Genomic DNA, 20,968 nt, shown 5'->3' with positions numbered 1-20,968 from the left:
GTGGCCGTGGCGGCTCAGTGGTCGTCGGGTGCCAGCTGCCTGAGGTCCTTCAGGCTCCGGACGACCAGCCGTTGCCGCCCGGTGCTGAGCAGCCCGTCGGTGCGCAAGGTCCGCAGTGTCCGTGCGACGGCTTCCCGTGACGCGGACGCGAGTCCCGCCAGGTCGCGCTGGCTGATCCTCAGCGCGATCAGGGTTCCGTCGGGGACGGGGACGCCGTACCGCTCGGCCAGATCGACCAGGATCGCGGCGATGCGTTCGGCGGCGGTGCTGTCGCCGAATTCGGTGCGGCGTGAGTTGGCGTAGCGCAACCGGGAGGTGATGATCCGGAGCAGGACCACGGAGATGCCGGGCTGCTCGCGGAGCACGGAATTGAACGCCCGCGCGGACAGCCACAGCCCGGTGACCGGTTCGACGGCGACCGCCGTTGCCGAACGCAGACTGCCGTCCATCGACGCCATCTCACCGATGATGTCGCCCGGGTCGCGGACGGCAAGCACGGCGTCGTAACCGCCGGTGGACACCGAGGTGATCTTGACCCGCCCGGTCATCAGGATCAGGACCCAGTCCGACCGGTCGCCTTCGCGGATGATCACCGTCCCGGCCGGGTACCGGCGCAGTTCGGCCTCGGCGCGCAGCGCCTTGCGCTGGCCGTCGTCGAGGAGTTCCCAGAGCCTGCCGGGTGATTCGTGCGGCTCCGCCGCCGGCTGTGTCATGCCTGTCATTCGCCTCCGTGCGCGATAGTACGAGCACAACTAACGTGCCGCGCGGGCAGCACGGCCTAGCCCGAGATCTCTTGATATGCCTGGGAAAGTCGCCGGATGCCGTCCCGCACCTGCGTGCCGGTCGTGGCGCTGACGTAGCTCAGGCGCAGATAGGGTCCCGGCGCCTCGGCCGCGAAGTAGAGTCTGCCGGGTGTGACCGCTACTCCGGCGCGGAAAGCGGCGCTGGTCAGCGTCACTTCGTCGGCGAAACCGGGCAACGGCTGCCACAGGTGGTAGCCACCGGTCGGGACCGGGACGGCCTTCCAGGACGGCACGAACTCCCGCAGTGCGGAGACGGCGACGTCGCGGCGTTCCCGCAAGGCGGCGGCGAGTGTCCGCAGATGGCGTGCCCAGGCGGGAGAACTCACCAGCTCCAGCGCGGTTTCCTGCAACGGCCGGGGCACGAAGAAGCTCTCGACGGCGTGGAGACCGCGCAGCCGTTCCAGTGCCGGGCCGCGGGCGGCCAGCGCGCTGATCCGCAGGCTCGGCGACGCCGGTTTCGTGAGCGACCGGATGTGCACCACGACACCGTCGGGGTCGTCGGTCACGAGCGGCGGCGGGGGAGCGGGGCTGCCGGGATGCGCCATCAGCCGCGCGAAGTCGTCCTCGATGACGAAAGCGCCCGCGTCACGGGCGATCCGCAGGACCTCGGCCCGGCGTTCGGCGCACAGGACCGCGCCGGTCGGGTTCTGGAACGCGGGCTGGCAGACGAACAGCCGGGCGCCGGTGTCGCGGAAGGCGTCCGCGAGCAGTTCGGGCCGGACGCCGTCGCGGTCGATCGGCACCGGAACCGGCCGCAGCCCCGAAGCCCTCGCGATGGCCAGCATCCCCGGGTAGGTCGGGGATTCCACCAGCACCGGCGCGCCAGGGGCGCCGAGCGCGCGCAGTGCCGTGGTCAGCGCGCTCTGACCGCCCGCGGTGACCAGCACGTTCTCGACGTTCACCGGACTGCCGATGTCGCGGGCGAACCAGGCCCGCAGTTCCGGCAGGCCGCAGATCGGCGGCCGGGCCCACGCGCCGGGACGGCGTCCCGCGCGGGCCGACGCCGCCGCGAGTTCGCGTTCCGGTTGCAGGCTGGGATGGGTGTAGCCGCCGTTGAGGTCGATGACCCCCGACGGCGGGTCGCTCAGCGCGGCGAGCACCCCGGTCGCGTCGATCGCGCGGATACCGGCCTGCGAACTCAGTGCCACTTCCTGCCACGACACGTCACCGGACACCACCACCTCGCGCGGCGGCGGGGCACGGAAGACGCCGGCGCCGGGGCGGGCGATCACCAGGCCTTCGGCGGCCAGTGCGGCGATGGCGCGTGACACCGTCACCGGGCTCACTTTCAGCTGCCGGACGAGCTCGCGGCTGGACGGGAGCTTTCCTTCGATCGGATAGCGCTCAAGCTCGGACCTCAGCTGTGTTACCAGGCTGGTGACGCTGCTACCATCGGACATGAGACTGGATGATAGCGCTATCGCGGATCGGGCAGTAGCGGTCCGCTCCGGGACCGTGCTGGCGGCGCTGGGTGTCTTCGCCTTCTCGTTCACGTTCCCCGCCACCGTCTGGACGCTCAAGGGCTTCGGCCCGTGGACCGCCACCGGCGCGCGGTGCGTGCTGGCCGCGCTGGTCGCCGCCGCCATCCTGCGCGCCTTCCGGGTCCCGTTGCCGGAACGCGAGCAATGGCGCGGCCTGGCCGTGGTCGCGATCGGCTGCGTCCTCGGGTTCCCCACCCTGACCACGCTCGCCCTGCAGACGTCGTCGACGGCGCATTCCGCGGTGGTGATCGGGATGCTGCCGCTGGCCACCGCCGTCGTCTCGTCGAGGCTCACCGGGCACCGGCCGTCCCGCCGGTTCTGGCTCGCCGCCGGGGTGGGCGCGCTCGCGGTGGTGGTGTTCACCGTGAGCCAGAGCGGCGGCGGACTGTCCACAGCGGACCTGTTCCTGTTCGCCGCGCTCGTGCTGTGCGCGTTCGGATACGCGGAAGGCGGCAGGCTGGCCAGAGAGATGCCGGGTTGGCAGGTGATCGCCTGGGCGCTCGTCCTCGCGCTGCCGGTCACCGCCGCGCTCACCGTCTTCGGCGCGGCGACCGAACCACTGCACGTCGGCGGCGAGGCGATCATCGGCCTGCTGTACGTCGCGCTCATCTCGCAGTTCGGCGGGTTCTTCGTCTGGTACCGCGGAATGGCCGAGATCGGTGTCGCGCGGGCGAGTCAGCTTCAGCTGGCCCAGCCGCTGCTGACGCTGATCTGGGCGGTCCTGCTGCTCGGTGAGCACCTTCCGCCCGCCGCGCCGGTGACGGCGCTGATCGTGGTCGGCTGCATCGTCGTGACCCAGCGATCCCGGAGTTAGCCCCACATCCACTCGCACCGGCGCGGGCTGAAGGGGCCCTTCGCCTCATGCGACGCGGTGAGGGACGCTTTCGTCTCATCTGATGCGGGGAAAGTCCCCTTCAGCTCCCGCAGCTAGTCAGCCCCACATCCACGTCGCGATTCCGCCAGACCGCGGTGTCCGCGCGGTGATGGGCTGGGGCACATGATCACCCCGGCCCTCGACACCTCCGCCCGGATCCCGCTGAAGGGATGGCTCGCCGTCCTCGCGGTGACACTGGGGATCTTCTCCCTCGTCACCACGGAGATCCTGCCGATCGGCCTCCTGACCCCGATCGGCGAGGACTTCCGGATCACGCCGGGGACGGCGGGCCTGACCATGACCCTGCCCGGTTTCCTCGCCGCGCTCGCCGCCCCGGCCGTCACCGTCGCCGCCGGACGGCTCGACCGGCGCGGCCCGCTGTGCGCGCTGATGGTGGTGCTGGCACTGGCCGACGTCCTCGCGGCGACCGCGCAGGCCTACTGGGCGGTGCTGGTCTCGCGTGTCCTGGTCGGGCTGGTGATCGGCGCGTTCTGGGCGATCGGCTCCGGGCTCGCCGCGCGACTGGTCGGCCCCGAACGGGCGGGCAAGGCGACCGCGGTGATCTTCTCGGCCGTGCCGCTCGGCTCCATTCTGGGAGTACCGGCGGGGACGTTCGTCGGCGAACTGTTCGGCTGGCGAGCGGCGTTCGCCGTGATGGCCGTCTTCACGATCGGCGTCCTCGCCGCACTGGCCCTCTCACTGCCTCCGCTGCAGTCGGCGGGCGCCACCCGGTTCGGCGTCCTGCGCGAGATGACGCGCGGGCGGGCGACCCGGCGCGGCCTGCTGGTCACGGTGCTGGTCGTGCTCGCCCACTTCGGGACCTACACCTACATCACGCCGCTCCTGCGCCAGGTGACTCAGGTGAGCCCGGAGTCGATCACCGTCTTCCTGCTCGTCTACGGCACCGCCGGGGTCGCGGGCAATTTCGTCGCGGGCGCGGCGATCGCCCGCGACCTCCGGCTGACCTTCCTCACCGCCGCCGGTCTGATCGGCCTCGCGGCACTGGCGTTGCCGTTTCTCGGCGATTCGAAAGCGGGCGCGCTCGTGCTGCTGGTGATCTGGGGCTTCGCCTATGGAGCGGTCCCGGTCTGTTCGGGAACATGGTTCGCGAAAGCGGCGCCGGAGACACCCGAAGCGGCGTCGGTGCTGTTCACCTCGTCGTTCCAGGCGACCCTTTCGGTGGGCGCGCTGCTCGGCGGGATCGTCGTCGACTCGGTCTCCGTCCCGGCCGCGATGGTCGCCGGTGGGGTGCTCGCGCTGCTCGCGGCGGGCGTCCTCAGCCGAGCACGGTCAGCGTGACCAGCGCGGTCGTCCCGACCAGCAGCGTGGAGAGCAGGCCGAGAAGCAGGGCTCGCCCGCCGGTGCGGATCAGCGTGCCGATCCGCACCGCGCAGCCGAGCCCGAACAGCGCCCCGGCCAGCAGTAGCGTGCAGGCGATCTTGGCGAGGTCGAGCGCGAAATCCGGCATGATCCCGGTGCTGCGCACGGCGGCCATCGCGAGGAAGCCGAGGACGAACAGCGGGACCAGCGGCGGCCGCTTCCCGTCGGCGGGACGGTGGCGTTCGCATACGCCGACCGCCGCGACCATCGGCGCCAGCAGGACCACGCGGCTGAGCTTGATCACGATGGCGACCGCGACCGCGGCGCTGCCCGCGGGGGTGGCCGCGGCGACGACCTGCGCGACCTCGTGCACGCTGAGCCCGGCCCATTCGCCGATCCGGACCGCGTCGAGGCCCAGCCAGCCGCCGAACAGCGGGATGGCCGCGATGGCGAGCCCGCCGTAGAGGGTGACCAGCGCGACCGCGGTCGCGACGTCCGAATCCTTCCGCTTGACGACGCCTTCCATGGCGGCGATGGCCGACGCGCCGCAGATCGAGAACCCGGTCGCGACCAGCATCGCCAGGCCACGCGGCACGCCGAGGAGCCTGCCGAGGCCGATCGTGCCGAGGAACGTGATGCCCACCGTGAGCACGACGGCGAGCAGGGTGCCGGGGCCGAGCGCCAGCACCGAGGGGAGCGAGAGTTGAAGACCCAGCAGCACGACACCGGCGCGGAGCAGCTTCTTGGTGACGCCGGAGATCGCTTTCCGGGTCTCGTCCGACAGCGCGGGCAGCGAGCCGGTGAGGATGCCGAGCACGACGGCGATGGTGAGCGCGCTGACGACGGGGAACGCGGTGCCCGCCAAGTAGGCGACGGCCACTCCGGCGCCCGTGATGGCCAGCGCGGTCAAGTAGGGCTTCGTCGGTCTCGCGTGCGTGGTGCTCATGATTCGAGCTTCGCCTGGACGGGGTGGCCTCGGTAGCCGGGAACGCGAGGGGTAGGTCATAGACTTCGGCTATGACCACACCCGATCTGGACTCCCTGCGCCTGCTCGTGCTCGTCGACGAACTCGGCAGTATCGGGCAGGCCGCGGCCAGGCTCGGGATCGCGCAGCCGTCGGCGAGCAAACGACTGTCCACCGTCGAGCGACGGCTCGGGCTGGTGCTGGTCGACCGGACGCGGAGGGGATCCGCGCTCACCCCCGACGGCCGGGTCATCGCGGGCTGGGCGCACCGCGTCCTGTCCGAACTGGACGGTCTCCTCGACGGCGCGGAAGCGCTGCGCACCCAGCACGAGGCGCAACTCCGCGTCGCGGCGAGCATGACGCTGGCCGAACATCTGGTGCCGGGCTGGATCGGTGAGCTCAAACGGGAAAATCCGGGGCTGTACCTCGGGTTGGAGGTCACGAACTCCGACCAGGCCGCCGAACTGGCCAGGGACGGCAAGGTCGACCTCGGGTTCGTCGAGTCGCCCGGCGCGCTGCCCGGTCTTTCGTCGAAACGGGTCGCCACCGATCGCCTCGCCCTCGTCGTGGCCGGAAGCCACCCGTGGGCGCGCAGGCGCCGTCCGCTGACCGCGGCCGAACTGGCGATCACGCCGCTGGTGGTCCGCGAACCGGGTTCCGGGACCAGGGAAACCGTCGACACCGCCTTGCGCAAGGCCGGCGTCGGCCCGGCGAAACCGTTGCTGGAACTGGGGTCCGCCTCCGCGGTCCGCAACGCGGTGATCGCGGGAGCCGGACCAGCGGTGATCAGCGAACTCGACGTCGCCAGGGACGTCGCCGACCGCAGGCTCGTCCCGGTCGCGGTCGAGGGGGTCGACTTCGGCCGGGAACTGCGCGCGGTGTGGCCAGCCGGGCGACGGCTCGCCGGTCCGGCCGCGGCGCTGCTGGCACTGGCGGTCCGGAATGCGAAATCCCGGTGAGTCCCTTCACGTTTCTCCGTGAACGGCTCGTTAATCGCGCGTGATACCGAAAGGGCTGTCGGCGCGATACCGACGATAGGGCGAATCGCCGTCAATTCCCCGGAATGGCGGCAGGACCACCATTTCCGGTGGTTCTGCCCAAAGCGGAATGGTGAACTCCGGGTAACAGGCCGGATGGCTTATCGGATGTTTGGGTCACCTGGTCGTTGACTGTTCTTCCCTGCTGCTGCGGAAAACCCGGCGCGGGGGATGTCCGCCGTGTATCCGGAACGCCAAATGCCCGCGACGATCTTCGCCTTTCGGAGGTCGGCGTACCGCCATCCGGTTCCTGTGACCGGAAACCCTACCGTCGAGTATTGACGTGAAGCGCCGCCTGCGTTTAAGTACGCCCGGTAACCAAATCACTCTTCCGTGTGCTCGGAGGCTTTCCGTGGGTAAGTCGCTACGTGGTGCCGATGCCTCAATGTCGACCGGTACGGCGGATCTTCTCATCGCGACGCACCCGGTCCTGCTCGCAGCAGGCGTACCGGTGTCCACTGTGGACTTCGGTGACCGGCGAGTGCTCGCCGAAGTCACGAGCCGCGGCGATGCGCTGGAGGCCGTCACCTATACCGCGTCGGGGTGGTGACCGGTGGCTGAAACGCCCCCGATCGCGATCGTCGGGATGTCGGTGCTCTTCCCCGGCGCTCCCGATCTCGAAAGTTACTGGCGCAACATCGTCGACGGGACCGACGCGATCACCGAGGTCCCGGCCGACCGCCGGGATCCGGCTTTCTACCAGCCTGACGCGGAACCCCGGGCGGACCGGCTTTACTGCCGTCGCGGTGGTTTCGTCGGTGAACTGGCCGAGGTGGACGTCACCGGCTTCGGCGTGATGCCGTCCTCGATCCCGGGCACCGAACCCGACCAGCTGATCGCGCTGCGGGTGGCCGCGCAGGCCGTCGCCGACGCCGGCGGCGAGCACCGGCTGCCCGCCGATCGGCAGCGGGCCGGGGTCATCCTCGGCCGCGGCGGCTACCTCACACCCGGTCTGGTGCGGCTCGACCAGCGGGTCCGGACCGCCGCCCAGGTCGTCCGCACGCTCGGCGAGCTGATGCCGGAACTCGGCGCTGAGCGGCTGGAGGAACTCCGCCAGGCCTTCATCGACCGGCTCGGCCCCGAAGCTCCCGACGCCGCGACCGGCCTCGTGCCCAACCTCGCCGCCTCCCGGCTGGCGAACCGGCTCGATCTGCGCGGACCCGCGTACACGGTGGACGCCGCCTGCGCTTCCTCGCTCGTCGCCGTCGACCACGCCGTGCGCGAACTGGCAACCGGGCGATGCGACGTGGTGCTGGCAGGCGGCGTGCACCACTGCCACGACGTCACCTTCTGGAGTGTGTTCTCCCAGCTCGGTGCCTTGTCGCGGAGTCAGCGGATCCGGCCGTTCCACCGGGACGCGGACGGGGTGCTGATCGGCGAGGGCACCGGGGTCGTCGTGCTGAAGCGGCTCGCGGACGCCGAACGGGACGGCGACCGGGTCTACGCCGTCGTCACCGGGACCGGCGTGGCCAGTGACGGCCGGACCGCCGGACTGTCCACTCCGGACAGTGCCGGTCAGGTCCGCGCGGTGCGGCAGGCCTGGACCGCGGCGGGGATGGATCCGGCGTCCATCGGGCTGCTCGAAGCGCACGGGACGGCCACCCCGGCGGGCGACGCCGCCGAACTCGCGACGATCGCGGAGGTCTTCGGGACGGCGGACGAGCCGACGGCGGTACTCGGCTCGGTCAAGTCGATGATCGGGCACACCATGCCCGCGGCGGGCGTCGCCGGGCTGGTCAAGGCCGCTTTGGCCGTGTACCACGGGGTTCTGCCGCCGACACTGCACTGCGAGGAACCGCATCCGGCGCTGGCCGCGACCCGGTTCGAGACACTCGACGCCGCGAAGGCCTGGGAGACCGACGACCGGCGGCCGGTGCGGCGGGCCGGGGTCAACGCGTTCGGCTTCGGCGGGATCAACGCCCACGTCGTACTGGAACAGGCCGCGACGCGCGCGGGCGTCGCGGTCCGCGAACCCGAACGGGTGCTGCGGCTGTCCGCGCCGACCATCGCCGAAATGGGCTGCCAGCTCGACCGGGACGACCTCCTGAGCACCGCCGACACCGGCCGAGGCCGGGTCCGCCTCGGCCTGGTCGACCCGACGCCCAAACGGCTCGCGCTGACTCGCAAGGTGGTCGCGAAGGGCAGACCCTGGCGTGGCCGCAACGACCTCTGGTTCGTCCCCGAACCGCTGCTCGGGCCGGGCGGCGGCAAGCTCGCGTTCGTGTTCCCCGGCCTGGAGAACGAATTCGAGGCCCACGCCGACGACATCGCCCGGCATTTCGGCGTGCGCTGGGACTCACCGGACGTCACGGTCGGCGACGTCGGCAGGCACGGCAAGGGCGTCTTCCAACTCGGCAGACTGCTCGACACGGTGTTGCGACGGCTGCGCGTCACCCCGGACGCGCTCGCCGGGCACAGCCTGGGGGAGTGGACCGCCATGGCGGTGGCCGGGATCCACGCCGGCGAAGAGGTCGACGCCTTCCTGGCGTTCTTCGATCCCGACGCGCTCAAGGTGCCTGGGCTGGCCTTCGCGGTGATCGGCGCGGCCGCGTCCGCGGTCACCGATGTCCTCAAAGGACAGTCCGAAGTGGTCGTTTCCCACGACAACGCGCCGAACCAGTCGATGATCTGCGGGCCTTCGGAGGCCGTCGACGGTTTCGTCCGCGGATTCCGCGCCGACGGGGTGATCTCCCAGGTTCTGCCGTTCCGGTCCGGGTTCCACACCCCGATGCTGGCACCGTATCTCGGCCCGATCCGCGAGGCGGCCGAGCACTACACCCTGCACCCGGCGAAAATCCCGGTCTGGTCGGCCACCACGGGCGGGCACTACCCGGCGGCGGCGGCGGAACTGCGTGACCTGTTCGTCCGGCATCTGCTGGAGCCGGTGCGGTTCCGTGGTCTCGTCGAGAACATGTACGCGGCCGGGTTCCGCGCGTTCGTGCAGACGGGCGCGGGACAAATCGGCTCGCTGATCGGGAACACCCTGCACGACCGCGAACACCTCGTCGTCGCCGCTCATTCCGCGCACCGGCCGGGCCTTCCGCAGCTGCTGCGGGTCGCCACGGCGTTGTGGGCCGACGGCGCCGATCCTGCGTTCGAAGCCTTGCCAGGCCAAGGCGGCGGTCAGCGTGGCCGGGCGATCCGCCTCGACCTCGGTGGCGCGCTGGTGTCACTCGACGCGAGCGCCCGGCGCGGCTTCCGGCCCGACGCGGCCAAGGCGTCCACTTTGGACAAAACCGGGGACCGGAACCCGCTGGCAGCCGAGTTCTCCGGGCTGCTGGCCGACACCGCCGGCCTGGCGGCTGAACTGTTCGCCGCCAGGTCGGCGCCTCGGCTCCGGCCGTTGCGCACCGAACTCCGGGTCTCCGTCGAGACGATGCCGTATCTGCTCGACCATTGCTTCTTCAAACAGCCGCCCGGTGCGGACCCCGCCGACGCGTGGCCGGTCGTGCCCGCGACGACGGTGATCGGGCATCTGATGGAATTCGCCGAACAGGCGGCGCTGGACAGACGTGCGATCGCGCTGGAGGACGTCCGGCTGAACCAGTGGATCGCGGCGACCCCCGCGCTGGACGTGCCGGTGAACGTGGTGCCCCAGAGCGCTTCCCGGGTCAGCGTGTCCTTGGGCGAGTACTCCCGGGCCGTCATCGAACTGGACGGCGGATTCCCCGCCGATTCACCCGCACCGTGGACGTTCCCGGCCGCCGAGGAGCAGGTTCCGGAGCTGCTCGCGGAACAGCTCTACACCGAGCGCTGGATGTTCCAGGGGCCGAAGTTCCAGGGTGTCACGGAACTGGTCGCGGTGGGGGAGCGGCATGTGCGCGGGGTGCTGCGGACGCCGGAGGCACCGGGTGCGCTGCTGGACAACGCCGGTCAGCTGCTCGGGTACTGGATCATGTCCCGGCTTCCCGGCCGCACCACGGTGTTCCCGGTGGGGATGCGGCGGATCCGGTTCTACGGTGAGCATCCCGTGCCGGGGGAGTGGCTCGACTGCGTCGTTCGCGTCGTCTCCGTCACCGACGAGGAACTCGAAGCGGACGTCCAGCTGATCCGCGGCGGCCGGGTCTGGGCGGAGGTCGACGGCTGGCGCGATCGCCGGTTCGACAGCAATCCGGCGATCCGGGCGGTGGACCGGCGGCCCGAGCGTGCCACGCTGTCCGAAGAGCGGCCTGGCGGCTGGGCGCTGGTCCGTGAACAGTGGCCGGATCTGGCGACGCGGGACCTGACCATGCGGAACCTGCTGGCCGGTGACGAAAGACAGCTGTATTCGGAGCAGCCGTCGCGCCGGAAACACGCTTGGCTGCTCGGCCGGATCGCCGCGAAGGACGCCGTGCGCCGGATGCTTTGGCAGGACGGCGAAGGTGCCATCTTCCCCGCCGAACTCCGGATCGGGAACGATCCCTCGGGCGCGCCGGTCGTCTCAGGTGCCTATGGCCGGGAGCTGCCCGCGCTCACCGTCTCGATCGCCAATCGGGACACGCTCGGCGTCGCCATCGCCCGGCCTGGGCCGTGCGGGATCGACGTCGAGGCCGTCGAAGACCGCCCGGTTTCCGCCGCCCTCACGGAGGACGAGCTAGTGCTCCTCGGTGAGCCGGAAGCCTTGTGGGTCACCAGATTCTGGGCCGCGAAGGAAGCCGTCGCGAAACGGCTCCGTACCGGCCTGCTCGGGTTCACCGTCGTCGGCGTGGACGACGAGCGGCTCACCGTCGAGGTGGGCGGCGTCCGGTATCCGGTGTGGCACACCATGATCGCCACCCCGGCGAAGGACTACGTCGTGGCTTGGACGGAGAACGAAGATGACCACTGAGACCGTGCTGGCCGATATCACCGCGATGCTGCGGGAATGCTCAAGGAATACGGCCTGGACGACGCCGGGATCGAGCGGGACACGAAGTTCCACGTCGGCGACCTGTCGGAGCTGATTCTGGGCTGGGTCCGCGAACACTCGCGCGAGACGGCGAGGGTCGAGTGAGCCGGTTCCTCTTCGTGACACCGCTCGCCGGCGACGGCGCGCGGGGTCCGCGCCGCGATCGGCCGGTTCCGCCCGCAGGTGGTGGTCGCCGACCAGCAGGCCATCGCGGGCGGCCTCGTCGCCGACCCCAGGATGTCCCCGCACGGCGTGCGCGCCTTCACCACCCGGGAACTGCTCGGCCCGGTCGCGCTGCCGAAACGGGTCAGGCTGGTCGGGCCGTCGATCGGCGGCCGCACGCCCACCGGTGACTTCCCGTGGGACAGGCTCGATCCCGCGCTGCCGATGGTGTTCGTCACCCTCGGTACCGCGAACGCCGACGCCGCCGTGGGAACGGTGGGGGACACGGTGCTGGTGGTGCCGCGGGTACCCCAGATGGCGCTGCTGGCGCGCGTGGACGCCGTCGTCTGCCACGGCGGGGCCGCGACGGCGGCCGATCACCTGGAGTCTCTACTCGGGTAGCCCTTGAAAAGCCCGCGTGTAGGGACTCTCCTGGAGGGGTACCAGCTTCCCGAGAGTGTGCCGTCATGCTGGGAGTCGCCGTGACCGCAGTGAGGACAACGCACAAACCGCAGGCCGTCCGGTTCGGCGGCAGGAGCCGCGGCCCCAAGGGCGGCGTATTCCTCAGCGTCGTCCGCACCACCGATCACAAGACGATCGGCCTGCTCTATCTCGGCACCTCGTTCGCGTTCTTCCTCGTCGGCGGGTTCATGGCGCTGCTGATGCGCGGCGAACTCGGCAGGCCGGGGCTGCAATTCCTCTCGCAGGAGCAGTACAACCAGCTGTTCACCATGCACGGCACGATCATGTTGTTGCTGTACGCGACCCCGAACCTGTTCGCCTTCGCCAACTACATCCTGCCGTTGCAGATCGGGTCACCGGACGTCGCGTTCCCGCGACTGAACGCGTTTTCCTACTGGCTGTACCTCTTCGGCGGCACGATGACGCTCACCTCGTTCGTCACGCCGGGCGGAGCACCCGACTTCGGTTGGACGGCCTACACGCCGCTCTCCACCGCCATGCACGCGCCGGGAGTCGGCGCCGATCTGTGGATCATGGGCCTGATCGTGTCCGGGCTGGGGACGATTCTCGGCGCGGTCAACATGATCACGACGATCCTCTGCCTGCGCGCTCCGGGGATAACCATGTGGCGGCTGCCGCTGTTCACCTGGAACATCCTCTTCACCACGATCCTGATCCTGATCGCGTTCCCGATCCTCACCGCCGCGCTGTTCGCGCTGGAAGCCGACAGACGGCTGGGTGCGCACGTCTTCGACCCGGCCAACGGCGGGGTGATCCTGTGGCAGCACCTGTTCTGGTTCTTCGGCCATCCGGAGGTCTACATCGTCGCGTTGCCGTATTTCGGCATCGTGACCGAGATCGTCCCGGTGTTCAGCCGGAAACCGTTGTTCGGCTACAAGACCATGGTGTTCGCGACGATCGCGATCACCGCGCTGTCGATCGCGGTGTGGGCGCACCACATGTTCGCCACCGGTGCCGTCCTGCTCCCGTTCTTCTCGATCATGACGTTCCTCATCGCGGTGCCGACCGGGATCAAGTTCTTCAACTGGATCGGCACCATGTGGAAGGGGCAGCTGACCTTCGAGTCGCCGATGCTGTGGTCGGTCGGGTTCATGGTGACGTTCCTGCTCGGCGGGCTGACCGGGATCATCCTCGCCGCCCCGCCGATCGATTTCCACGTGCACGACAGCTATTTCGTGGTCGCGCACTTCCACTACGTGCTGTTCGGCACCATCGTGTTCGCCACCTTCGCCGGGATCTACTTCTGGTTCCCCAAGATGACCGGCCGGATGCTCGACGAGCGGCTCGCGAAATGGCATTTCTGGACCACGTTCATCGGCTTCCACACGACGTTCCTCGTCCAGCACTGGCTCGGCAGCGAAGGCATGCCGCGCCGTTACGCCGACTACCTCACCTCGGACGGATTCACCACGCTCAACACGATTTCCACGATCGGCGCGTTCCTGCTGGGCGTGTCGGTGCTGCCGTTCCTCTGGAACGTCGTCCGCAGCTACCGGTTCGGGGAGGTCGTCGACGTCGACGACCCGTGGGGACACGGGAACTCCCTGGAGTGGGCGACGACCTGTCCGCCTCCCCGGCACAACTTCCTCGATCTGCCGAGGATCCGGTCCGAACGGCCGGCGTTCGAACTCCACTACCCCCATATGGTCCCCCGGCTGCGCGCCGAGGGGCACTCGACACCGTTCCAGCGTCGCGATCAGCCCGCCCTGTCGGAAATGGCGGCGGACAAGGCGCTCGCGGACGACACCGTCCGACCGAGGGAATGAGGTACCGCGCATGATCCCGATGGACGTAGAGGGGATGGCAGTCCTGGCTCCGGAAGCGGCACCGGTGATGCTGCTGCGGGAACGGCAGGGCGAACGCCGCTGGCTGGCGATCACGATCGGCGGCCCCGAGGCGAGTGCGGTGGCGCTCGCGCAGGAGAAGATCCGGTTGCCCCGGCCGGGCACGATCGAACTGATCGGCAAGGTGGTCGAGTCGTTCGGGCACCGGGTCACCGGGGTCGAGGTCACCGCGCTGCGGGACGGCATCTTCTTCGCCGACCTCGTGCTCGATTCCGGCATCCGCGTCTCGGCCCGGCCGAGCGACGCGGTCGCGATCGGGTTGCGTGCTGGCGTCGGGATCGAGGTGGCCGACTCGGTGCTGGAGGTCGCTTCGGTGCGGGTCGAGATCGTGGGCTCCGGGCCCGACGCGGAACTGCCGTCGGTGCCGTCGGACCCGGTCGAGCAGGAGCGGGAGGTCGAGGAGTTCCGGGCGGCTTTGGACAAGATCGCTCCGGAGGACTTCGGGGAACCGCCCTCTGAACCGCCCTCCGTCCCGTGAGATGAAGGGGCCTTTCATAGCAAATTTTGCTATGAAAGGCCCCTTCATTGCACTTAAGTACTACTACTTCGCGAGGCCTCGCTCGATCGCTTCGATGATGCGTGGCCGCATCTCGGCGGCGCTGATGATCGCGTCCACCGAACCGACCTTCACCGCGCGCTCGATGCTGTGCACGCCGTCGAACTCGGTCGCGACCGCGCCCAGCTTCTCGGCCCGCACCGAAGAACGGACGTCGGCCAGTTCCGCGGCCAGCGCGGCGCGTTCGGCGCCGGTCGCCCCGCTGAGCTTCTCCGACAGCGACCGCACCCGCTGGTCCGCCGCGGTCCGCGCGTTGACCTCACCGGCGAACACGACCGCCGCGGCCGGCGCGCCGCCGAGTACGGAGGCGAACGAGCCTTCCAGCGCCAGCACGGTCATGTTCGGGTTCAGCGCCTTCGAGAAGACCACGAACGCGCCGCCGTGGTACCGCGAGATCACGGTGAACACGATCGGGCCCTTGAAGTTGACGATCGCCCGGCCGATCTCCGCGCCGTACTCCAGCTGGAGTTTCCGCATCGACTCCGGCGAGCCGTCGAAGCCGGACAGGTTCGCCAGCACCACCAGCGGCCGGTTGCCGCTGGCCGCGTTGATGGCCCGCGCCGCCTTCTTCGACGACCGCGGGAACAAGGTGCCCGCGGTGTAGGTGTCCGGGCCGTCGGTGGGCGGGAAGCCGCGGCGCGGCACCGAACGCGACTCGATGCCCAGCAGGCACACCGGCCGTCCACCGAGGTGCACGTCCTGCACGGCCGCGGTCTCCGCGTCGGCCATACCCGGCCAGCGTTCCAGCACCGGGTGGTCCTGGTCCGACAGCGCGCGCATCACGGTGCGGATGTCGAACGGCTTCTTGCGGTCAGGGTTGGCCTCACGCGAGAAGATCTGCCCGACCGTGGTGAAGTCGCTGTCGACGGCCGCGTGCGGGAACGACGACACGTCGCGGTCGACGGGGTCGGTGGTGATCGCCTTGCGCGGACCGGATTCCTCCGGCGCCACGTAGGTGTGGTCGTAGTGCGACATCAGCACGTCGCGGGCCGCGGCGAGGTTCGGCGCCCAGTACTGCGCCTGGCCGTTCGGGCCCATGACGCGGTCGTAGCCGCCGATGCCGAAGTTGTCCTCGGCCGAGACGCCACCGGAGAAGTCGAGTGACTGCTTGCCGGTCAGCACCATCGCGGAATCCGGCGTCATCACCAGGATTCCCTTGGTGTGCATGAGCATCGTCGCTTCGGCGTTCCAGTACGGCTGGGCGCCGACGTTGATCCCGGCCACGACGATGTTGATCTCGCCGCCGTCCTGGGTGAAGTGCACGATCCGCTTGAGCGCGGCCGCGACCCAGTCCATGTTCTCGGTGCCGGACTCCATCGAGATCCGCGCACCGGCCGAGAGCGCGTACCACTCCAGCGGGACTCGCAGCCGTTCGGCGAGGTCGAGCGCCGCGATCACCCGCGAGCACTCCGGCTCCGACAGCGCGCCGAGCGCCTTCGTCGGGTCGCCCAGCAGAACGACCCGCTTGACGCCCTCCGGGTGACGCTCGGTCGGCGTGGTGACCACACCGGCGACGATCGCCGCCTTGTTGCGTCCCTTCGGCCGGTCGACCGGGACGAGGGTGTTGCTGTCGTCCATGTCGTACTCGATGAACGAACCGAGCATCTTGGTCAGCTCGTACGGGTACACCGTGTCGCGGCGCCGGGCCCGCAGGACGTTCTGGCGGTAGTCGTCGAGCGGCAGGATCGGCTCGGTCGTGGGCTCGGACAGCGACATCTGCACGCCGCCGCTGACGTCGTAGCCGATTCGCACGGCGACCTCGGCGACGTCCCCGGTCACGCGGTCGCGCTGCCTGCCGAGGAACTGGACCTCTTCGAGACCCGCGCCCGCCGTCGACGGCTGCACGCGCTGCGCGACCGTGTTCAGCTCGTCGCCGGTGAGCTCACTGGTCGGCCACACGTACAGCATGATCCGGTTGGTGTCGAAGCGCTTCTTCGGCGGAAGTTTCGCCTGCACCTCACGGATCGCGTCGAGGCAGCCCGCCAGCGTGCCTTCGACCGCCGGCAGGGCCAGCAGCTTGCCGTCGTTGTCCCGCAACGGGGTCAGGTCACGGACCTGGGCGAGCGCGACCAGCCGCTGGTCCGACGGGTTCATCGGCGAGACGCACTTGAAGAGGTAGACGTCCTCGTCGCCGGACGGCAACCGGGTGAGGTCGAAGTTCGCCAGGCGCTGCAACTGCATCCGCTGTGCGATCAGCGGGTGGAGGCCGCGGATCAGCCGCTCCTCGGAGAAGCCGGTCGAGGACGGGCGGAAGGTGAAGTGGTGGTGCGTCACCGCGCCGCCGTGCCCCGCGACCGTGGTGGTGACGCGCCGGACCCGGCTCGGCAGCGACGCGGCCGTGACGACCTCGCGCAGCCCGGCCGCCATCGTGTCGTCGTCGGCGGTCTCGTCGTCCCAGGTCAGATAGAGGTCCGCCTCGACGTCGGTGTCGGCGGGCAGCCCGGCGGCGAGCTCGGCGACCGCCTTGATCGCGCCGGGCAGCCCGGCGCGGTCGACGGCGGTGGTGGCCATGTGGAACCGCTCGTTCTCGTCGGCGTAGTCACCGGTGACGAAGGTGCAGCCGCCGGCCGTGACCTGCTGGACGCCGGTGAAGGTGCGGTTGCCGTAGTAGCGGCGGCTCAGCACTTCGAGCAGCGGGGTGTGGTCGGTGCCGGGGCGCCCGATCCGCTGCCCGAGCAGGCGGACCAGCGGCTGCGCGCTGGCCAGCATGCTCGCGATCCGGTCGGCGCGGTCCGGCGAGTCCGGGTGCAGGTCGAGGTGGCGCAGGTGCTTGCGGACCTCGCTGTAGACCTCGGCGCGGGTGCGGCGCAGCAGCGGCTGGGCGAACCAGCGGAACACCACGCTGCGGGCCAGGTCGCCGACCACCGGGAAGCGGAGCTGGGTGGCGGCGATGAGCTGCTCCAGCGCCTTGCCCGCCGGTTCGCGCATCGCTTCGAACGGCTGCGGTTCGGTGAGCCACTGCCGCAGTACCGCGGTGACGATCGCGACGTCGGAAGCGGTCCGCTGCTGGGCGAGGAAGATGCGGAACACCGCCTCCTCCAGCTCCGGCGTGCGCTCCAGGTCGTTGATGCCGTAGTGCGCCAGAACCTTCTTGAGCTTGTTCTGGAACGACTCCGACAGCCCGGCGCGTTCGACGTCGAGGCTTTGCAGGTAGGCGTGGAAGAACTCGCGGGCGCTGTGCACCCGCGTGTCCGTCTTGGCGTCCTCACGCATCGGCTTGTTGCGCATCAGCTCGGACAGGTCGGCGAACACGGTCAGCAGTTCGACCTCGCCCTCCAGCGGGCGGTCGCCGTTGGCTTCCACCTCGGCCCGGGCGGCCAGGTACGTGCTGAGCGTGCGGCGCTCGTCATGCGGGTCGACGTCGAAGCCGAGCAGGAGGCTGCGCAGATCCTGCTGTCCCCGCGCGATCCGCTGTGACGCCGACGCGCCGCCGGGCTCCACGGGGAGCTCGATCTCGACGCTGCCGGTGTCCTCGGCGACCTCGTCGCCTTCCTCCGCCAGCGGTTCGAGCCGCAGCAGGGGAGCGCCGGTCTCGACCTGGCTGCCGACCGAGACGACGCACTCACGCAGCTTCGCGCGGAACGGTGCGCGCAGCACCGTCTCCATCTTCATGCTCTCCAGCACCAGGATGGGAGCGCCCGCCTCGACCTCCGCGCCGACTTCGAGCGGTGTCGCGACGACGAGCGCGGGCGCGGGGGAGCGGACGACGCCGCCCTCGTCGCGGCTGATGCGGTGAGTGACGCCGTCGACCTCGACCAGGTGAATCGGCCCGTGCGTGCCGGTGACCAGGCGGAACCGGGTGCCGTTGACGGTGATCTGGCCGGTGTGCTCGTCGAAGCGGTCGACCTCGACGTCGGCGGGGTGGATCTCGCCGCCGCCCGCGGAGACACCGACACGGAACCGGCGGTGGCCGATCCTGGCCACGCTCACGCGGTACGCGGCGCCGCGCAGCTTGAGGTCGAGCGGACGCCCGCTCTCGTGCTGCACCTGCGGGCGGCCGCCGTGCGCGGTGGAGAGAAGTCGTTGGCGCTCAACGGCTTCCTCATCCTCGTAGGCCTCGATCGCGGCGGCCGCGAGCGCGATCGCCGAATGGCGGTGGGTGACCAGCTTGCCTTCACCGCGGACCCGGTCGATCCAGCCGGTGTCGGCGCTGCCGTCGATCACCTCGGGCTGGTCGAGCAGGTCGAGGACGAAGCTCTTGTTGGTCGCGCCGCCCTCGATGATGACCGTGGTCTGCGCCATCGCGCGGCGCAGACGGCCGAGCGCCTCGTCGCGGTCGCGGCCGTAGGCGATGATCTTCGCGATCATGGAGTCGAAGTCGGCCGGGATCGTGTCGCCTTCGCTGACTCCGGTGTCGACGCGGATGCCGGGTCCGGCGGGCAGGGCAAGGCGCGCGATGCGGCCGGGCGACGGCGCGAAGTCGCGGTCCGGGTCCTCGGCGTTGAGCCGCGCCTCGATGGCATGACCGGACTCGGCGGGCTGGGGGCCTTCGAGCTTGCCGCCGGAAGCGACGTGCAACTGGGCCTTGACCAGGTCCATGCCGGTGGTCGACTCGGTGATCGGGTGCTCGACCTGCAGGCGGGTGTTGACCTCGAGGAAGGCGAACAGCTTGTCGCCGGGGTGGTAGAGGAACTCGACCGTTCCGGCGCCGCAGTAGTCGACCGCGAGCGCGAGCCGCTCGGCGGACCGCTTGAGCTCGTCGGCCTGCTCGGGGCTCAGCACCGGGGAGGCGGACTCCTCGATGATCTTCTGGTTGCGGCGCTGCACGGAACAGTCGCGGACGCCGAGCGCCCACGCGGTGCCCTGCCCGTCGGCGATGACCTGGACCTCGACGTGCCGGGCGCCGGTGACCAGGCGCTCCAGGAACACGACACCGCTGCCGAAGGCGCGCTCGGCCTCCAGGCTGGTGCGCTCGTAGGCGTCCTTGAGCTCGTCGGCGGAGGTGATGACGCGGATACCGCGGCCACCGCCGCCGGCGGTCGCCTTGAGCATCAGCGGATAGCCGATCTCCTCGGCGGCCTTGATGGCGGCGTCGAGATCCGCGACCGCGCCACGACTCCAAGGCGCGACCGGAACGCCGACCTCCTCGGCGATCAGCTTCGCGCCGATCTTGTCGCCGAGCTTGCGCATCGCGTCCGCACTCGGGCCGATGAAGGTGATGCCCAGCCGCTCACACAGCTCGGCGAACGCCGGATCCTCGGCAACGAAACCCCAGCCGACCCAGGCCGCGTCGGCCCCGGTCTCGGTCAGCGCCCGCTCCAGCACGGCGAAGTCGAGGTACGGCCGCGCCGACGCCGGCCCCAGGTTGTAGCTGATGTCGGCTTCCCGCACGAACGTCGCCGACCGGTCCGCATCCGTGTAGAGAGCGACGGTCTCGATCCGCTGTCCGGTCTCCGCCGAAAGCTCGCGGGCGGCATGGATGAGCCGCATCGCGGCTTCTCCGCGGTTGACGATGGCGACACGACTGAACACCGACTGAGCCTCCCAAAGTACGCAGCACAACAGGTGACGTCCCGCCGGATCACGCGCGGGACAGTCTCCTGTACCTGCCTTACAGCCTGCCTCTTACCGGCCGGTACGAGAATGTCGTCGGTGACGCATGCCGAGGGCCGGGTGTTGTAGGAACCCGCCAAAAAGTGTCCTGGAACACCTAGTCGAGGGCCCGAATGACGTGATGAAGTGGACAATCGAGGGCCGGACTTGGTAGCCGGGTTCGCGACGTGTCACCAGGTGTTCACGCCGGTTTCATCGGGGTGGGGCGGGCGGGTGTTCGGCTTGGACGAGCGGGCGCTGAGGGTGTGGCCGTTTTTCGGCGACGGCTCGGGGTGGCGGCTCCTCAGCGAGTGACGACGACGCGCGAGTTGTCGGGCCGGAGTGGGTCGTGCTGGGATGCGGGCGTGGCCGTTTTTCGGCGACGCTCGGGTGGCGGTGGTTTCTTCGGCCGGGATCGCGGCGATGTGCGGTTGTCGGGTCTGTGCGGTTGAAGTAGTCGTTGTCGTATTTCGGCGATGGCGTCGGAGCGGTGGTGGTTTGTCGCCGGGTAGACGCGGAGCGTCGTGTTGTCGGGCAAGGGCCGCTGGAGCGCCGTCGCCGGTCCTGTGTCGAGGTCTGCTCGGACGATGGAGTTGTGTTCGTCTTTCGGTAGCAGCTCGGAATGGTGCGGGCTCGTCGGTGGGGGCACGGCCTGCTCGGGGCGGGCACGGTGGCCGTTTCTTGGCGATGCCGTCAGAACGGTGGTGGTTCGTCGGTCTGGAGTGCTTTCGGGCGGGGTTCATGGAGTGGCGGTGGTGTGCTGTCGTAGGTCTGTCCGGTGGGGGTGGTGACGGTGAGGGTGCCGTCGGGGGTGAGGTGGTAGGTCCAGCCGGGTTCGTCCTTCAGCCGGTGGTCGCGGCGGCAGAAGCTGACCAGATCTGCGGCATCGGTGTGGCCGCCGTACTGCCAGGGCACCGTATGGTCGAGGTCGCAGGCTTGGGCGGGGCGGTGGCAGATGGGTCGGCCCTGGGCGCGCCGCCCGAGTTTCCTCGGGTGCGTTTCCCAGAGGCCGCCCGCCGAACCCGCCGTGCGACTCTCGCCGCAA

14 protein-coding genes are annotated in these 20,968 nt (G+C 70.1%); 9 read left to right on the top strand and 5 right to left on the bottom strand.

The window, feature by feature from the left end; translation table 11 throughout:
• Positions 1 to 14: 14 nt before the first annotated feature.
• Complete coding sequence (locus ACLARN_RS41280) at positions 15 to 713, bottom strand: Crp/Fnr family transcriptional regulator (protein WP_409496929.1); 699 nt, start codon at positions 711 to 713, stop codon at positions 15 to 17.
• 65 nt (positions 714 to 778) lie between these two features.
• On the bottom strand, positions 779 to 2,203 hold the full coding sequence (locus ACLARN_RS41275) for a PLP-dependent aminotransferase family protein (RefSeq protein WP_409496928.1): 1,425 nt from the start codon (positions 2,201 to 2,203) through the stop codon (positions 779 to 781).
• Here ACLARN_RS41275 and ACLARN_RS41270 point away from each other — a divergent pair.
• Together ACLARN_RS41270 and ACLARN_RS41265 are read left to right on the top strand one after the other, a co-directional pair.
• Complete coding sequence (locus ACLARN_RS41270; RefSeq protein ID WP_409496927.1) at positions 2,202 to 3,098, top strand: DMT family transporter; 897 nt, start codon at positions 2,202 to 2,204, stop codon at positions 3,096 to 3,098. The two genes, ACLARN_RS41275 and ACLARN_RS41270, sit on opposite strands and share 2 nt — an antisense overlap.
• A 183-nt stretch (positions 3,099 to 3,281) precedes the next feature.
• Complete coding sequence (locus tag ACLARN_RS41265) at positions 3,282 to 4,457, top strand: MFS transporter (protein ID WP_409496926.1); 1,176 nt, start codon at positions 3,282 to 3,284, stop codon at positions 4,455 to 4,457.
• On the opposite strand, the gene ACLARN_RS41260 is transcribed toward ACLARN_RS41265, so the two are convergent.
• On the bottom strand, positions 4,435 to 5,424 hold the full coding sequence (locus ACLARN_RS41260) for a YeiH family protein (RefSeq protein WP_409496925.1): 990 nt from the start codon (positions 5,422 to 5,424) through the stop codon (positions 4,435 to 4,437). The two genes, ACLARN_RS41265 and ACLARN_RS41260, sit on opposite strands and share 23 nt — an antisense overlap.
• 71 nt (positions 5,425 to 5,495) lie before the next feature.
• Here ACLARN_RS41260 and ACLARN_RS41255 point away from each other — a divergent pair, with 71 nt between their 5' ends.
• From ACLARN_RS41255 to ACLARN_RS41225, 7 genes are all read left to right on the top strand, one after another.
• Entirely contained in the window at positions 5,496 to 6,401 is a 906-nt protein-coding gene (locus ACLARN_RS41255; RefSeq protein WP_409496924.1) for a LysR family transcriptional regulator, read from the top strand.
• A 463-nt stretch (positions 6,402 to 6,864) separates the two neighbouring features.
• Entirely contained in the window at positions 6,865 to 7,029 is a 165-nt protein-coding gene (locus ACLARN_RS41250) for a hypothetical protein (protein WP_409496923.1), read from the top strand.
• A gap of 3 nt (positions 7,030 to 7,032) precedes the next feature.
• On the top strand, positions 7,033 to 11,286 hold the full coding sequence (locus tag ACLARN_RS41245; RefSeq protein WP_409496922.1) for a beta-ketoacyl synthase N-terminal-like domain-containing protein: 4,254 nt from the start codon (positions 7,033 to 7,035) through the stop codon (positions 11,284 to 11,286).
• A 36-nt stretch (positions 11,287 to 11,322) separates the two neighbouring features.
• Positions 11,323 to 11,451: a hypothetical protein gene (locus ACLARN_RS41240; protein ID WP_409496921.1), complete on the top strand. Its 129-nt coding sequence runs from the start codon at positions 11,323 to 11,325 to the stop codon at positions 11,449 to 11,451.
• An 81-nt stretch (positions 11,452 to 11,532) separates the two neighbouring features.
• Complete coding sequence (locus tag ACLARN_RS41235) at positions 11,533 to 11,910, top strand: glycosyltransferase (RefSeq protein ID WP_409496920.1); 378 nt, start codon at positions 11,533 to 11,535, stop codon at positions 11,908 to 11,910.
• Between the two features lie 65 nt (positions 11,911 to 11,975).
• Positions 11,976 to 13,757 (top strand): cytochrome c oxidase subunit I, encoded by a 1,782-nt coding sequence (ctaD, locus tag ACLARN_RS41230; RefSeq protein ID WP_409496919.1) that lies wholly within the window; start codon positions 11,976 to 11,978, stop codon positions 13,755 to 13,757.
• A gap of 10 nt (positions 13,758 to 13,767) precedes the next feature.
• Entirely contained in the window at positions 13,768 to 14,313 is a 546-nt protein-coding gene (locus ACLARN_RS41225) for a bifunctional nuclease family protein (RefSeq protein ID WP_409496918.1), read from the top strand.
• Between the two features lie 63 nt (positions 14,314 to 14,376).
• Here ACLARN_RS41225 and ACLARN_RS41220 read toward each other — a convergent pair whose 3' ends face one another.
• Together ACLARN_RS41220 and ACLARN_RS41215 are read right to left on the bottom strand one after the other, a co-directional pair.
• Entirely contained in the window at positions 14,377 to 19,863 is a 5,487-nt protein-coding gene (locus tag ACLARN_RS41220; RefSeq protein WP_409496917.1) for a carboxyl transferase domain-containing protein, read from the bottom strand.
• Between the two features lie 753 nt (positions 19,864 to 20,616).
• The coding region (locus ACLARN_RS41215) for an HNH endonuclease signature motif containing protein (RefSeq protein ID WP_409496916.1) at positions 20,617 to 20,968 on the bottom strand (352 nt) is incomplete at its 5' end.

The sequence above is a fragment of the Amycolatopsis sp. cmx-11-12 genome (assembly GCF_046269425.1).
In the GTDB taxonomy this organism is placed as follows: domain Bacteria; phylum Actinomycetota; class Actinomycetes; order Mycobacteriales; family Pseudonocardiaceae; genus Amycolatopsis.
Note: the sequence above shows the minus strand (reverse complement) of the source record. Positions and strands in the feature narration are given on the sequence as shown.